11 protein-coding genes are annotated in these 14,175 nt (G+C 74.6%); 6 read left to right on the plus strand and 5 right to left on the minus strand.

The features are described 5' to 3' along the window. On the minus strand, positions 1–1,538 hold a 1,538-nt coding region (locus AB0E96_RS27990; protein WP_359828341.1), incomplete at its 3' end, for an MFS transporter. Between the two features lie 102 nt (positions 1,539–1,640). Between AB0E96_RS27990 and AB0E96_RS27995 the strand changes: the two genes are divergently transcribed. After that, positions 1,641–2,348, plus strand: a complete 708-nt coding sequence (locus AB0E96_RS27995) for a helix-turn-helix domain-containing protein (RefSeq protein ID WP_359828343.1) — start codon at positions 1,641–1,643, stop codon at positions 2,346–2,348. Between the two features lie 305 nt (positions 2,349–2,653). On the opposite strand, the gene AB0E96_RS28000 is transcribed toward AB0E96_RS27995, so the two are convergent. The 4 genes from AB0E96_RS28000 to AB0E96_RS28015 are packed head-to-tail and all read right to left on the minus strand — an operon-like array spanning position 2,654 to position 7,588. Further along, a complete protein-coding gene (locus tag AB0E96_RS28000) occupies positions 2,654–4,192 on the minus strand; it encodes an ATP-binding cassette domain-containing protein (protein WP_359828344.1) in 1,539 nt (512 codons plus the stop codon). Next, positions 4,189–5,037: an ABC transporter permease subunit gene (locus AB0E96_RS28005; RefSeq protein ID WP_359828345.1), complete on the minus strand. Its 849-nt coding sequence runs from the start codon at positions 5,035–5,037 to the stop codon at positions 4,189–4,191. Before AB0E96_RS28005 ends, AB0E96_RS28000 begins: the two co-directional genes overlap by 4 nt. Further along, on the minus strand, positions 5,034–5,978 hold the full coding sequence (locus AB0E96_RS28010) for an ABC transporter permease (protein WP_359828354.1): 945 nt from the start codon (positions 5,976–5,978) through the stop codon (positions 5,034–5,036). The genes AB0E96_RS28005 and AB0E96_RS28010 overlap by 4 nt, the downstream gene beginning before the upstream one ends. 50 nt (positions 5,979–6,028) lie before the next feature. Beyond that, positions 6,029–7,588 (minus strand): ABC transporter substrate-binding protein, encoded by a 1,560-nt coding sequence (locus tag AB0E96_RS28015; RefSeq protein ID WP_359828347.1) that lies wholly within the window; start codon positions 7,586–7,588, stop codon positions 6,029–6,031. A 384-nt stretch (positions 7,589–7,972) separates the two neighbouring features. On the opposite strand from AB0E96_RS28015, the gene AB0E96_RS28020 reads away from it, so the two are divergent. From AB0E96_RS28020 to AB0E96_RS28040, 5 genes are read left to right on the plus strand one after another with little or no spacing between them, the layout of a single operon-like run. Continuing rightward, complete coding sequence (locus AB0E96_RS28020; protein WP_359828348.1) at positions 7,973–8,980, plus strand: TauD/TfdA family dioxygenase; 1,008 nt, start codon at positions 7,973–7,975, stop codon at positions 8,978–8,980. Positions 8,981–9,024: 44 nt separating this feature from the next. Further along, positions 9,025–10,011 (plus strand): ornithine cyclodeaminase family protein, encoded by a 987-nt coding sequence (locus tag AB0E96_RS28025; protein WP_359828350.1) that lies wholly within the window; start codon positions 9,025–9,027, stop codon positions 10,009–10,011. Next, the gene (locus AB0E96_RS28030; RefSeq protein ID WP_359828351.1) at positions 10,002–11,330 is read left to right on the plus strand and encodes a Y4yA family PLP-dependent enzyme; all 1,329 of its coding nucleotides are present in this window, start codon (positions 10,002–10,004) and stop codon (positions 11,328–11,330) included. The genes AB0E96_RS28025 and AB0E96_RS28030 overlap by 10 nt, the downstream gene beginning before the upstream one ends. 20 nt (positions 11,331–11,350) lie before the next feature. Then, positions 11,351–12,379, plus strand: a complete 1,029-nt coding sequence (locus AB0E96_RS28035; RefSeq protein WP_359828353.1) for a cysteine synthase family protein — start codon at positions 11,351–11,353, stop codon at positions 12,377–12,379. Positions 12,380–12,402: 23 nt separating this feature from the next. Beyond that, a complete protein-coding gene (locus AB0E96_RS28040; RefSeq protein WP_359828355.1) occupies positions 12,403–13,863 on the plus strand; it encodes an MATE family efflux transporter in 1,461 nt (486 codons plus the stop codon). Positions 13,864–14,175 lie beyond the last annotated feature (312 nt).

Genomic DNA, 14,175 nt, shown 5'->3' on the forward strand with positions numbered 1-14,175 from the left:
CGCGGGGCCGGCTTCGGCGCGGGGCCGGGCACGAACAGCACCGCGATCAGTGCCGCCACGGCCAGCAGCACCGCCGTGAGGACGAACGCGCGGTCGTAGCCGGCCGCGAGCGCCTCCAGCGGCTCGCGCCCCTCGCGCACCGCGCTCCGGGTCGCGGCCACCGCGAGCGAGGAGAGCACGGCCAGGCCGATGCTGCCGCCGCACTGGCGCCCGGCGTTGAGCAGCCCGCTGACCAGTCCGGCCTCGTGCCGGGCGACGCCCGAGGTGCCCATCGCGGTGTTGGCGACCATGCAGATCCCGACGCCGGTGCTGGTGACGACGGACGGGCCCACGAAGGCGGTCAGGTAGCCGGAGTCGACACCGAGTCCGCCGAACCAGAGCATCCCGAGGCCCGCCAGCAGCAGCCCCCCGGTGAGCGTGGCGCGTGCCCCGAACCGGGCGCCGATCCGGCCGGCCGCCATGCTGCCGGCCATCACGCCCGCGCAGAACGGCAGGAAGGCCGCGCCGGCCGCGAGCGGACCGTAGTGCAGGACGTTCTGGAGGTGCAGCGAGCAGAAGTAGAAGCCCACCAGCATCGCCGCCCCGATCAGGGTGACGATCACGCTCGCCGCCCACGCCGTCCGGGCCCGCAGCACCCCGAGCCGCACGATCGGCGCGGACGCGAAGCGGGCCTCCCAGGCGAGGAACACGATCCCGAGCAGCACGGCGGCCCCCAGGGTGGCCAGGGTCCGGGTCGAGGTCCACGGGTGCCGGTCGGTCTCCATCAGCCCGTAGACCAGCGCGCACATCGCCCCGGTCCCGAGCACCGCACCGACCACGTCGAGCCGGCCCGTGCGCGCCGGGCGACCGGTGGCGACCGAACGCAGGGCCAGGGCGCCACCGACCAGTACCAGCGGGAGGTTGACGAAGAACACCCACCGCCAGTCGAGCAGGTCGGTGAGCACCCCGCCGAGCAGGACGCCCAGCGCGCTGCCCGCCGCCGTCACCATCGACCAGACGCCCAGGGCCCGGGCCCGGGCCGCCCCCTCCGCGAAGGTGACCATGATGAGGGTGAGGCTGATCGGGGCGAGCAGCGCGGCGGCCACACCCTGGCCGGCCCTCGCGGCGATCAGCTGCGCCGGGGTCTGCGCGAATCCGCCGAGCACGGAGGCGAGCCCGAACACCGCCAGGCCCGCCAGCAGGGAACGGCGGTGCCCGACCAGGTCGGCCACCCGCCCGCCCAGGAGCAGCAGTCCTCCGAAGGCGAGGGCGTAGGCGTTGACGACCCAGGGCAGGGCGCTGTCGGCGAAGCCCAGGGAGTGGCCCATCGCGGGCAGGGCGATGTTGACGATGCTCGCGTCGAGCGTGACCACCAGCTGGCAGAGGCACGCCGTCGCCAGCACCAGGCCGGCACGCGGACCGGACCGGGCCGGGCCGTCCGGGGAGTCGGGCGAGTTCGAAGAGGCCGGGGAGTTCGGGGAGTTCAGGGAGTCCGGGGAGTTCTTCGACCGCCTTCCGGGCTCGGTCGTCGACGATGCGGGCAGGGTTGGTCCGGACACGGCCACCTCCAGATGCGAACAATGTTCGCACAAGGTAAGCCTTACCTAACTAGGCCCGCAAGCCCGCAGGTGACGGCCGGTCCGGCATGACAGGATGACGAGATGGCAGAACAGCGAACGACGGTCGAGCGCGGCCGCTACGGCCCTCGGCGCCGGCGTCCGGGACTGACCGCGGACGCCGTCGTCGCCGCCGCGCGCCGGCTGATCGAACGGGACGGCATCGACGCCCTCACCATGCGGGCCGTGGCCGCCGAACTCGACACCGCCGCCGCCTCGCTGTACCGGCACGTCGCCGACCGCGACAGCCTGCTGCTCGCCGTCCTCGACGAGATCGCCGACGGGATGCCGGTGGACGTCCCGGGCGACTCCCCCACCGCCAGGCTGCTGCGCCGGCTCCTCGACGCCCACGACTTCCTCGCCGGGCACACCTGGGTCCCGCACGTCCTCGTCCGCGGGGAACTGACCTCCGCGCGGGCCCTGCCCTTCACCGACGCCTGCCTCGCCGACCTGACGGCCGCCGGGCTCCGGCCCCCGCGCGCGGTGTCCGCCTACCGCTCCTGCTGGCAACTGCTGATCGGCGAGCTCCTCTCCGAACACCCCGTCAGCCGGCCGCGCGAGCCCAACCAGCGCGCCGCCGTGCTCGCCGCCGCCGATCCCCGCGCCCTGCCCGCCCTGGCGCTCGCCCGCACGGCGGCCCCCTACCTGGGCCCGGGGGCCCACTGCGCCGAACTGCGCCCGGCCCTGGCGGCGTTGATCGACGGCCTGGTGGGCGCGGGCCCGGCCGGACCGCCGCCGCCCCCCTCCCCGTAGCGAGTCCGCCGTGGAGGTGCTCCACGCCGACGCGTCAGCGGCGCGGGACGAGCTGCCGGCGTCCCTGACGAAGGGGCAGCGCGCCGAACTCAACTCCCCGCTCCGGCGCGTGTGCGCGGCCGCCGCCCGCGGAGCCGGCCGGCGGCGGAGCCCGGTGGGCAGGACGGCTGGGCCCTGACCGGTGACTCCCGGCCGACCTGGGCGAGGGTGCCCGAAGGCGGCGCCCCGGCCGGGACGCCGACCGTTGCCACCCCGGCCGGGCCGGCGGCCGCCGCCGCCGCGGACTGACCCGCCGAACGGCGGGCTCAGTCCGGCACCGGGCTCGGAACCGCCCGCTGCTCGGCGAGCGGCACCGCCCCATCGGCGCCGCCGAGCGTGAGGAGGACGTCCGCGTGGGCCGACACCAGGGGCAGGTCGTGGCTGACCAGGACGACCGCGAGGCCCCGGTCGGCCCGTAGGCCGCGCAGGAGTTCCATGATGCCCTCGGCGGTTTCGGCGTCGAGGGCGGAGGTGACCTCGTCACAGAGCAGGACGTCGGGTTCGGCGGCCAGGGCCCGGGCGATGGAGACGCGCTGGCGCTGCCCGCCGGAGAGTTCGTGGGGTCGGCGTTCGGCGTGCTCGGGGGTGAGGCCGACGGCGGTGAGCAGTTCGGCGACGCGGGCGCCGCACCGGTCGGCGGGCCGGGCGAAGTGGAGCCTCAGCGGGCGCGCGAGGGTGGCGCCGACGGTGTGGGCGGGGTTGAGGGCGCCGAGCGGGTTCTGCGGCACGAGTTGGATGCGGCGGCGCTGGTCGCGGGTGCGCCCGCGGTAGGTGGGGGCCAGCGCTTCGCCGCCGAGGGCGATGCGTCCGGCCTCCGGGCCGTGGAGTCCGGCCAGGGTGCGCAGCAGCGTGCTCTTGCCGCAGCCGGAGGGGCCGGTGATCCCGGTCAGCGTGCCGGGGCGCAGGGCGAGGTCCAGCCCGGCGAAGACCTGCCGGCGGGCCCGGCCGGTGCCGACCCGGGCGCCGAGTGCCGTCACCTCGACGACCGGCTCCGTACCGGCGAAGGCCCCAACGGTCGTGGCCGCCGAGGACGTTGTGGGCCTGCGCGGCGTCGGCACCGGGCGGGCCGGCCGCAGCGCCAGCACCTCGTCGGCGCAGCGGGCGACGAACTCGGAGTCGTGGCTGGTGAGGGCGATGGCGATGTCCTCGTGGTCGGCGAGGTCGCGCAGCAGCCCGGCGATGTCGTCACGCAGGGCGGCGTCCAGTCCGGCGGTGGGTTCGTCGAGGAGCAGGATCGCGGGCCGGCGGGCGAGGGCCCGGGCGAGGGCGACGCGCCGCTGCTGCCCGCCGGAGAGGCTCGCGGTCCGGCGGTGTTCGAGGCCTTCGCCGACCGGCAGGCGGACGGCCCGCAGCAGGTCCGGCACCGGGGTTCGGCCGCGCCGTGGGGAGGTCTCGGCGATGAGCCGGTCGACGCGCATCCGGGGGTTGAGTCCGGAGCCGGGGTCCTGGCCGACGAAGGCGAGTCCGTGGCGGCGCAGTCGGCGCAGTTCCTCGGGTGGGAGGGTGAGGATGTCCCGGCCGAGGACGGTGAGGCTGCCGGCCGCGACGTGGGCGCCCGGCGGCAGGGAGCCGACGAGGGCGCGCAGCAGGGTGGTCTTGCCGGCGCCGGAGGGGCCGGTGACGGCGGTGACGCGGCCCGGGACGAGGGTGAGGGTGGCGTCGGTGAGCAGCGGGGTGACCCCGAGGGCGACGGACAGCCCGGCGGCCCGGGCGGCGGGGCCGCGGGCGGTCACGACGGTGTCGGTGTCGATGTCGCTGCTCACGGCGGGGCCGGCGGCGGTCACGGCGGGGTCGGTCGTGCTCACAGCGGTGTCTCCGGGGTGGGCCGGGCGGGGACGAGGGCTTCGGCGGCGAGGTTGACGCTGATGGCGAGCAGGCCGATGGCGAGGCAGGGGGCGCCGACGGCCCACGGATTGAGGGTGATGCCGGCGGCGTTCTCGCGGATCATCAGCGCCCAGTCGGCTTCCGGCGGTTGGGGCCCGAGTTGGAGGAAGGCCGCGACGGAGACGATGTAGACGCCCTCGACGAAGCGCAGGCCGAACAGGGCGAGGACGGTGGAGCGCAGGTTGGGCAGGACCTCGTGGACGGTCAGGTGCCAGAGGGTCTCGCCGCCCGCGGCCGCGGCCTCGACGAAGCCGGTGGTGGCGACGGGGGCGGCCGCGGCGGCGACGATCCGTACCGCGTAGGGGATGCCGAGGAGGGTGGCGGCGGTCGCGACGGCGAGGCGGCCGCCGCCGGGCCAGGCCAGGGCGATGAGCATGATGGCGAGCACGGACGGCAGCAGGATCGTCAGGTCCGCGGCGCGTTCGATCCACCGGCCGAGGGCCGGGCGCAGCACGGCGAGGATGCCGGCGGCCGTGGCGGCCGCGGTGACGACGAGGGCGATGGCCAGGGCGGTGGCGATCAGGGGCGCGCCGCCGGTGAGGAGGCGGCTGAGGACGTCGCGGCCGAGCTGGTCGCCGCCGAGGGGCGCGTCGCCGCCCGCTCCGGCGTAGGGGAAGGTGACCGGGGCGTCGATCGGGTGCGGGGCGAGGAGCGGTCCGGCGAGCGCGAGGGCGACGAGGAGGAGGGCGGGAACGGCGCGTACGAGGGCCCGTCGCCCGCGTCGGGTGGTGGGCGCGGGGGCCGCTGCCGGGGCGTCGGAGGTCATCGGCGCTCTTCTCCGAGGGTGGTGGTGCGGACGAGGTCGGCGAGCAGCAGGAGCAGGCTGATGGCGGCGCCGGACGCGGCCACGACCCCGGCGACGAGCGGGGTGTCGCGGTCGGTGATGGCGCCAGCCAGGACGGCGCCGATGCCCGGGTAGTTGAAGAGGGTCTCGACGACGACGGTGCCGCCCAGCAGCATGCCGGCGGAGGTGGCGATGCCGACGGCGATGGCGGGCAGGGCGCCGGGGAGCATGTGGTGGCTGAGGACGCGTCGGCGCGGCAGGCCGTCGAGGACGGCGGCCTGGACGTGCGGCAGGGCCGACTGGTCGGCGAGCGCGCCGCGCACGATCCTGGTGTTCCAGCCGATCTGCGGGACCAGCAGGGAGAGCAGCGGCAGGAGGGTCATCGTCCAGGACTCGGGCCTGCCGTCCGGTCCGGTGAGGGTGACGGCGGGCAGCCAGCCGGTCCACTGGGACAGCAGCAGGAGCAGGGCGACGGAGACCACGAACTCCGGGACGGCGAACGCGGCGGTGGACAGCGCGTCGACGGCGCGGTCGACGCGCCCGCCGGGGCGCAGCGCGGCCCGGCCGCCGAGGGCGAGCGCGCCGAGGGCGCTCAGGCCGAGGGCGAGGCCGCCGAGCAGGAGCGTGTTGGGGAAGGGGCCGGCCAGGACCTCGGTGACGGGCCGGCCGCGTGCGGTGGTGCCGAGGTCGCCGGTGGGCAGGCCGGTCATCCAGTCCAGGAAGCGCTCGGCGACGGGGCGGTCGAGGCCCATGGCGGCGCGTCGGGCGACGAGGTCGGCGGCGGTGACGCCCCGGTCGGAGCTCGCGCCGGCGGCGTCGCCGGGCAGCAGCTCGATGGCGGCGAAGACGGCGGCGAGCAGGAGGACGAGCGTCACGAGCCGCCGGGCGGCCTGCCGGGCGACCCGGCCCGCAGCGGGGAGGATGCGGGCCGGGAGAGCGCGGGGCGCGCGGGCGCCGGCCGGCTGGAGCGTGGTCAACGCGCCAGCCAGGTCTTCTCGAGCTGGACGCGGCCGTAGCCGGGGAGCTTGGGCAGGTCGCGGACGGCCGCGCCGGCGAGGTCGATGCCGTCGGCCATGCCCCACAGCAGGTAGCCGGACCTGGCGAACTCGATCTCCTGGAGCCGGTGCAGCAGCTTGGCGCGCTCGGCGGTGTCGGCGGTGCCCATGGCGGTGCGGTAGGTCTCGTCGAAGCTCGGCTCGTTCCAGCCGGACTCGTTCTGGCCGGCGTCCGAGAGCATCGTCTTGGAGGCGAAGAAGACCACCGAGTCGTTGGTGCCCCAGTAGCTGGTGTAGAGCGTGCCCTTGAGCCAGGTGGTGTCCCAGAACACCTTGGAGTCCTGCTTGACGACGTTGATCCGCACGCCGGCCTCCCGGACCTGGGTGGCGAACAGCGTCGCGGACTCCGCCAGGCCGGAGATGTCCTCGGTGGTGATCAGGTCGTACGTCTTCGAGGTGTCGAAGCCGGCGTCGGCGAGCAGCTGCCTGGCCTTGGCGAGGTCGCGGGTGCGCTGCGGGACGTCCTTGGCGAAGGCCGGGTCGCCGGTGCCGAGGATGTCGTTGCCGACGCTGCCGTAGCCGGAGAGGACCTGCTTGACCATGGCGTCGCGGTCGACGGCGAGCCGGAGGGCCTCGCGTACCCGTACGTCGGCGAACGGGCCGTCGGCGGTGCGCATCACGATGGGCATCGCCATGTCGTTGGGGCGCCGCACGATCCGGACGTCCTTGCGGGCCTCGGCGGTGCGGGCGGCGACGGCGCCGACGTTGGAGGCGACGTCGATCTGTCCGGCGAGCAGGGCGTTGGCCATGGCCTGGGGGCTCTCGAAGAGGCGCACCTCGACGGCGTCCAACAGGGCCTTGCCGCCGTACCAGTTGTCGTTGCGCACCAGGCGGGCGTTGCCGTCGCGGTACCAGTCGAGCTTGAACGGGCCGGTGCCCGGGGCTCCGGCGATCGCGTCCTCGGCGGTGTCCTTCTTGAGGACGAAGGTGGTCAGCCGGGTCTGCAGCGGCAGGTCGGCGTTGGGGTAGTCGGAGACCAGGACGACGGTCTTCGGGTCCTCGGCCGTGATGCCCTCGGGCTGGATGCCGGGCAGCCGGCTCTTGCCGGCGGGGGTGGCGCGCAGCCGCTTCAGCGACCAGACGACATCGTCGGCGGTGACGGGGGTGCCGTCGTGGAAGGTGGCGCCGTCGGCCAGCGTGAAGCGCCAGGTCCTGAGGTCCTCGGAGGGCTTCCAGGAGGCGGCGAGGCGGGGAGCGGTGTTGACGCTCTCCCCGGGTATCGCGAGCGTGTCGTAGATCAGGCTGATGACGAGGTAGTCGCTCTCGTTGGCCTGGGTGCCGTGCGGGTCCCGGGTGACGGCGGAGGCCTTGCCGAGCGCGCCGACCTTCAACGTCCCTCCGGGGCGCGGCGGTTGGCCGGTTCCTTCGGACGACGTGGTTTCTCCGGCGGCACCCTTGCCGCCGCCGCAGGCGGCGAGCACGCCGATCGCCCCGGCCCCGGCTCCGGCCCACAGCAGCTGTCGTCTGGTGACGCCCACGTTCGATCCTCGTCTCGGGTCCGTACGATTTGCTTAGGGTTACCTACCCTAAATTCGAGACAAGCCGCAAGCCGTCCGACGGAGCGCGCCCGCCTTCCGAGCATGCGCCCCCACCTCCCGACTTCCGCCCCGAGCAGGGAAGTTGCCGACGCGCGGCCCGTGCGCCGCCGACCGGAACCGGGACCACGCACATGGAGACATCCAGCCTGGTAAGGCTTGCCTAACATCTGAGTCGTTGTTAGTTTCCTGTCGTCCGGCCGTTCGAGCCGCCCCGGACCGATGCCCCACGCGAAGCTCCCGACGCCGTCCCGCACCGGCGCGGTGATGCCACGTGCCCGCTCCCCCAGCGCTCCTTCGCCTCTCCTGCCCTCGGAAGGTCCCGCCGTGCCCACCTGCCCTGCCCCGGTACGCCGTCTCGACCCCGACGCCGTCACGGAACTCACCGCCACCGCCGCCGAACTGCTGGACCTCCACGGCTCCGCGACCAGCCCCGCGCTGCTCGCCGACCTGCCCGGGGCGTGCGCCCGGCTCGGCGAGCCGCTGCGCCACCGGCTGCGCCCGGTCGACACCGCCGACGGCCTGTTCGTGCTGCGCGGCCTCACCGTCGACGACACCCGACTCGGCCCCACCCCCGGCCACTGGTCGACCGTCGGCGACGCCGGCGCGCTCTGGGACGTGGCGCTGCTGCTCGTCTCCGCCCTGATGGGCACCCCGATCGCCTGGGACGGCCAGCAGGACGGCCGGTTCGTACACAACATCGTGCCCTCGCCCGGTCACGAGAGCGAGCAGACCGGCGCCTCCAGCTCCGTCCTGCTCGCCCCGCACACCGAGGACGCCTTCCACCCCGGCCGCGCACACCTGCTGCTGCTCTGCTGCATGCGCAACCACGACAACATCGCCACCACCGCGGCCAGCGTGCGCCTCGCCGACCTGTCCGCCGCCGACGTCGAGCAGCTGAAGCGGCCCGTCGCGCCGATCCTGCCCGACGACGCCTACGAACAGGCCCGGAAGTTCGACGGCCGGCCCGCACCGGTGCCCACCCTGTTCGAGACGCCCGAGGGCCTGACCATGCGCTACGACCCCGCCTACACCCCGCTGGAGGAGGCCGACGGAACGTGGCGCGAGGCGTACGGGCGCCTCGGAGCGGAACTGGCCCGCGTCTCCGTCGCGGTGAGCCTGGAGCCCGGCGACGTCCTGGTCGTCGACAACGACCTCGTCGTCCACGGCCGGGTGCCGTTCCGGGCCCGCTACGACGGCACCGACCGCTGGCTCAAGCGGGCCTCCGTGCGCGTCGAGCACCGCCCCACCCGCCCCGCCGCCGAGCACGACGAGCACGGCTACGGCCAGGCCGCCCTCACCGCCTGGCCCACCTCGTCCGCCTCGTCCGCCTGAACCGAACCCCTGCCGCCGCCTCACCACCCCGAAAGGGCACCCTCATGGACCGGGACGACACCACCCTGCGCGTACTGTCCACCAGCGACCTCGCCGGCCTGGACATCGGCCTCGCCGACGTCGTCGACACCGTCGAACAGGCCTACCGCACCCTCGCCGCCGGGCAGTCCGACAACCCTCGCAAGCTCACCGTCAAGCCCTCCGACGGCCACTCCGTCTCCTACGCCATGCTCGGCCGCGACGGCGTCCGCAACGTCGTCGCCGTCAAGACCTCCTACAAGCACGGACTCGGCGAGAGCCGCGAGAACCAGCACTACTACACGACGCTGACCATCTACGACGACGTCACCGGCCTGCCCGTCGCCATGATGGACTGCTCCCGCATCGGCTCCCTGCGCACCCCGGCCGTCTCCGCCCTGCTGGCCCGCGAGTGCGCCGCCCCCGGCGCCTCGACCGCGCTGGTGATCGGCACCGGCACCCAGGGCCGCCTCGCCCTGCCGTTCCTGCTCACCACCCTGCCCGGGCTGGAGCGCCTCCTGCTGTCCGGCACCCACCCCGACGGTATCGCCGCCGTCCGCGCCGAACTCGCGCGGCACTTCCCGGGGCGCGAGATCGAGCTGGTCACCGACCTTCCGGCCGCCACCCGCCACGCCGACATCGTCCTCGCCACCGCCGGCGGCCACACCCCCGCCGCCGTCGAGGCCGACTGGCTGAAGCCCGGCGCCGTGTCCGTCCTCGTCGGCCACGGCCTCGCCCCCTCCACCCTGCACCGGGCGGACCGGGTGATCGCCACCAGCGAGGCCCAGATGCACGTCACCGGCACCGACATGGCCGACCCGGACGGCAAGCTCCCGGCCGTCGACCTGGAGCTGCCCGCCGTCATCGCCGGCGCCGCCGCCCGCACCGCCCCCGAGCAGCGGATCTTCGCCTACAACAGCGGACTCGTCGTCACCGACATCGCGCTGGGCCACCGCTTCGCCCAGCTCGCCGCCGACCAGGGCCTCGGCACCGAGGTGGCCCTGTGGCGCTGACCCTGCCCGCCCACCCCGACCCGCTCGCCGACCGGATCCACCACAGCGGCCTGCTCCACGAACTCGCCCACGGCCTGCGCGGCCCCTTCCACTACCTGCTGCCCGAGCGGTTCGACGCCAACCTCGCCGCGTTCCGCCGGGCCCTGGCCGACGCCGGCGTCGAAGGGCGCGTCCACTACGCCAAGAAGGCCAACAAGGCCGCCGTGTTCGTGGACCGCTGCGCCGCCGCCGGCGCGGGCGTCGACGTCGCCTCGCTCGGCGAACTGCGCGAGGCGCTCGGCCACGGCGTGCGCGGCGAGGACCTCGTCGTCACCGGCCCCGCCAAGTCCGAACAACTGCTGCGCGTCGCCGTCCGGCAGGGCGCGCTGATCGCCGTCGACGCCCTCGACGAACTGGAACGCCTGCTCGGCCTCGCCGGAGAGCGCCCCGCCCGGGTCCTGCTGCGCCGGTACCCGCCGGCCCAGCCGCGCAGCCGGTTCGGCCTGGACGACGAGCAGCTGCGGCAGGCACTGGAACGCTGCGCCGCCGCCGGGGACGCCGTACGGATGGAGGGCTTCAGCTTCCACCTCTCCGGCTACGAGGTCCAGCCGCGCGCCGACCTCGCCGGAGAGCTCGTCGAACTCTGCCTCACGGCACGGGAATCGGGCCTCCGGGCGGACCGGATCAGCATCGGCGGCGGCTTCCCCGTCGACTACGTCGCCGCCGGCGCCTGGGACGCCTTCCTCGCCGCGCAGGGGCCCGGGCACTACCACGGCGGGAAGTCCTTCGCCGCGGGCGACTTCTACCCGTACCACTCCCCCGTCGCCGGCGCGGACGCGCTGCGGGCCGTCCTCGCCGCCCGCCCCGGCGGCCGGGGCGCGAGCCTCGCCGAGCGGCTGCGGCAGGCCGGCGTGTTGCTCCTGCTGGAACCCGGCCGCGCCCTGCTGGACCGCGCCGGCTCCTCGGTGTTCCCCGTCCAGGGCGTCAAGGACCGCGCCGGGTACGGGATCGTCACCGTGGACGGCACCAGTCTCAGCCTGTCCGAGCAGTGGTTCAACAGCGAGTACCTGCCCGACCCGGTCCTGCTGCCCCGGGACGACCGCGAGGACGGCCCGTACGAGGCCTGCGTGGGCGGCGCCAGCTGCCTGGACTCCGACCTGCTGACCTGGCGCAGGATCTCCTTCCCCGCCCGGCCCCGGTCCGGCGACCTGCTCGTCTACCCCAACACCGCCGGCTACCAGATGGACTCCAACGAGTCCCCGTTCCACGAACTCCCCCTGCCGCCCAAGGTCGTCATCGACCGGGACGGCGACCGCCCCCGCTGGCAACTCGACCGCTGATCCCACTGGAGCCCCCCGCCATGACCGACGCCCTGCACCGCCCGCCGGTGGTCAGCCGGATATCCGAACTCATCGGCCGCACCCCGCTGTTCGAACTCGCCCGCGCCGACAACGGGGCCCGCCTCCTGCTCAAGCTGGAGATGTACAACCCGACCGGCAGCGCCAAGATCCGGATGGCCCGCCAGATGGTCCTCGACGCCGAGGAGCGCGGCGAACTGCGCGAGGGCGGCCACATCATCGAGTCCACCTCCGGCAACACCGGCCTGGGCCTGGCCGTCGTCGCCGCCGAACGCGGCTACCGCTTCACCGCCGTCGTCGACCACCACGCCGCCGCCGACAAGCTGCGCGGCATGAAGGCCATGGGCACCGAACTCGTCTACGTCGACGAGGACGGCGGCGAGGACCTGCACACCGCCGCCCGCGAGGAACTCGCCGAGGAGATGGCCCGCGGCAAGGACAACACCTTCTTCACCGAACAGCACAACAACCCCAGCAACGCCGTCGGCTACTACGCGGTGGGCCGCGAGATCGCCCAGGCCCTGGACAACCGGGTCGACGTGCTGATCGGCGCCGTCGGCACCGGCGGCGGCCTGTGCGGCACCGGACTGGAACTGAAGAAGAGCGTCCCGGACCTCACCGTCGTCGGCGTCGAGCCCAAGGGCTCGATCGCGTTCGGCCCGCCCGCCCACGACTACTACCAGTCCGGCACCGGCACCCCCGAAGGCGCCACCATCGGGCTCCTGGTCGACTACGACCTCATCGACGAGGGGGTGAAGGTCGGCGACATCGAGGCCTTCGCCGCCGCCCGCGTCGTCGCCCGCCGCACCGGCCTGCTGATCGGCGGCTCCGCGGGCGGCGTCGTGTACGAGGCCCTCGCCCGGCTGCGGACCCTGCCGCCGGGCGCGGTTATGGTCGCCTTCATCAACGACGGAGGCGAGAAGTACATGGACACCGTCTTCAACGACGACTGGATGGCAGCCCGTTCCCTCGTCGACCCCGCCGTCGAAGCCGAGATCGACGAGACCCTCACCAAACTCCGCAGGCCGTGACTCCCAGAAGCGTGACCCTCACCATGCAGCAGTTGACCGTCCTCGCCCGCGACAGCCGGGCCCTGGCCGCCCTCGCTGTCCCGCTCGCCCTCACCCAACTCGCCCAGGTCGCCCTCACCACCACCGACACCATCATGATGGGCGTGCTCGGCACCGAGGCCCTCGCGGCCGGCGGCCTCGCCCTCGTCGTCTTCAACCAGCTGCGCACCATGGGCGTCGGGCTGGTCACCTCGGTCGGCAACCAGGTCGCGGCCGCCGCCGCCCGCGCCGAGAAGGCCGAGGCACCCGAGGAGACCGCGGTGGCCGGGGACAGCACCGGGGCGCCGGAGAAGGCCGCCGCGGCCGGGGACAGCGCCGAGGTCCGAGGTCTGGTGCGGGCCGCGATGGCCGTCGCCACGCTCGCCGGCCTCGCCGGAGCCGTCCTGATGGTCCTCATCGGCCAGGCCGCGACCTGGCTCGGCCAGGACGCCACCGTCGCCCACCGCGCCCAGGGGATGCTCGCCGCGCTGGCACCGGGCCTGCTCCCCTGCCTCTGGTTCCAGGCGATCCGTCAGTTCACCGTCGGCATGCGCCGCCCCCAGGCCCTGCTGCGGATCACCGTCGCCTCCGTCGCCGTCAACGCCGGGCTCAACTGGGTCTTCATCCACGGCACCTGGGGCCTGCCGACCCTCGGACTCACCGGCATCGGCGTCGCCACCAGCAGCGTCCACCTGCTCTCCTTCCTCGCCCTCTACGGCTCCGCCCGCCGCGACCCGCAGCTGGCCCCGCTGCTGAGCCTGGACTTCTGGCGGGCCGACCCGGCCACCGTGCGCCGCCTGCTCGGCCTCGGCGCCCCGATCGCCGCCACCTACGGCTCCGAGGCCGGGTTCTTCTCCGTCACCGCCCTGCTCGCCGGCAGCTTCGGCGCCGCCGCGCTCGCCGCCCACACCGCCGTCAACCAGCTGATCTACATCGTCTTCCAGGTCGCCGTCGGCCTCTCCCACGCGGCGTCCATCAACGTCAGCCGGGAGCTCGCCCTCGGCGAGTACGCCGCCGCCCGCCGGATCAAGAACACCGCCCTCGCCTGCGGCGCCGTCGTCACCACCCTCGTCGGCATCGCCTACCTCGCCGTCCCCGACCTCGTCCTGCGGCCCTACTTCGACGCCGGCTCGGCCGCCGACCGGCAGGGCCTGGAGATCGCCACCGGCCTGCTGGCCGTCGTCGCCGTCCTGCAGTTCTTCGACTGCGCCCAGAACATCGGCGTCGGACTGCTGCGCGGCCTCGACGACACCCGGAGCGGCTTCCGCATCACCCTGATCGGCTACTGGCTCGTCGGCCTGCCCGCCGCCTGGCTGCTCGCCTACCCCCTCGGCGGCGAGACCCGCGGCCTCTGGCTCGGCCTGCTCATCGGCCTCGCCACCACCGCCGTCCTCCTCCTGCGCCGTTACGGCCTCGCCCTCACCGCCAGGGCCACCGCCCCGACCGGAGCACCCGTCGCGGGCTGAGGGCCCCGGCCAACGGTGGTGCGGCCGGCCCGTGGCGGGCCGCACCACCGGGGGGCGACAGGTTGACGCCGGTGAACCCGCCGTCGGCGGGCGGGGACCGTGCAGCCGACCGAGGCCGCGGAGGTGGGGAGGAGACAGCACTCAGGGCCGTCACCGGGAGTTCCACGGTTCCGGGCTCGCGCGAGGCGGCTCCTCGGCGGAGGCGTACGGCCGCCGACGGCGGTGGGACAGCTCGGTCGGACCCTCTTGCATTACGACGCGTCTGCAACTATTGTCTAAGCATGTAAGGCGCTGGTGCATTAATTGCAGTAG

The sequence above is a fragment of the Kitasatospora sp. NPDC036755 genome (assembly GCF_040636595.1).
Taxonomy (GTDB): domain Bacteria; phylum Actinomycetota; class Actinomycetes; order Streptomycetales; family Streptomycetaceae; genus Kitasatospora.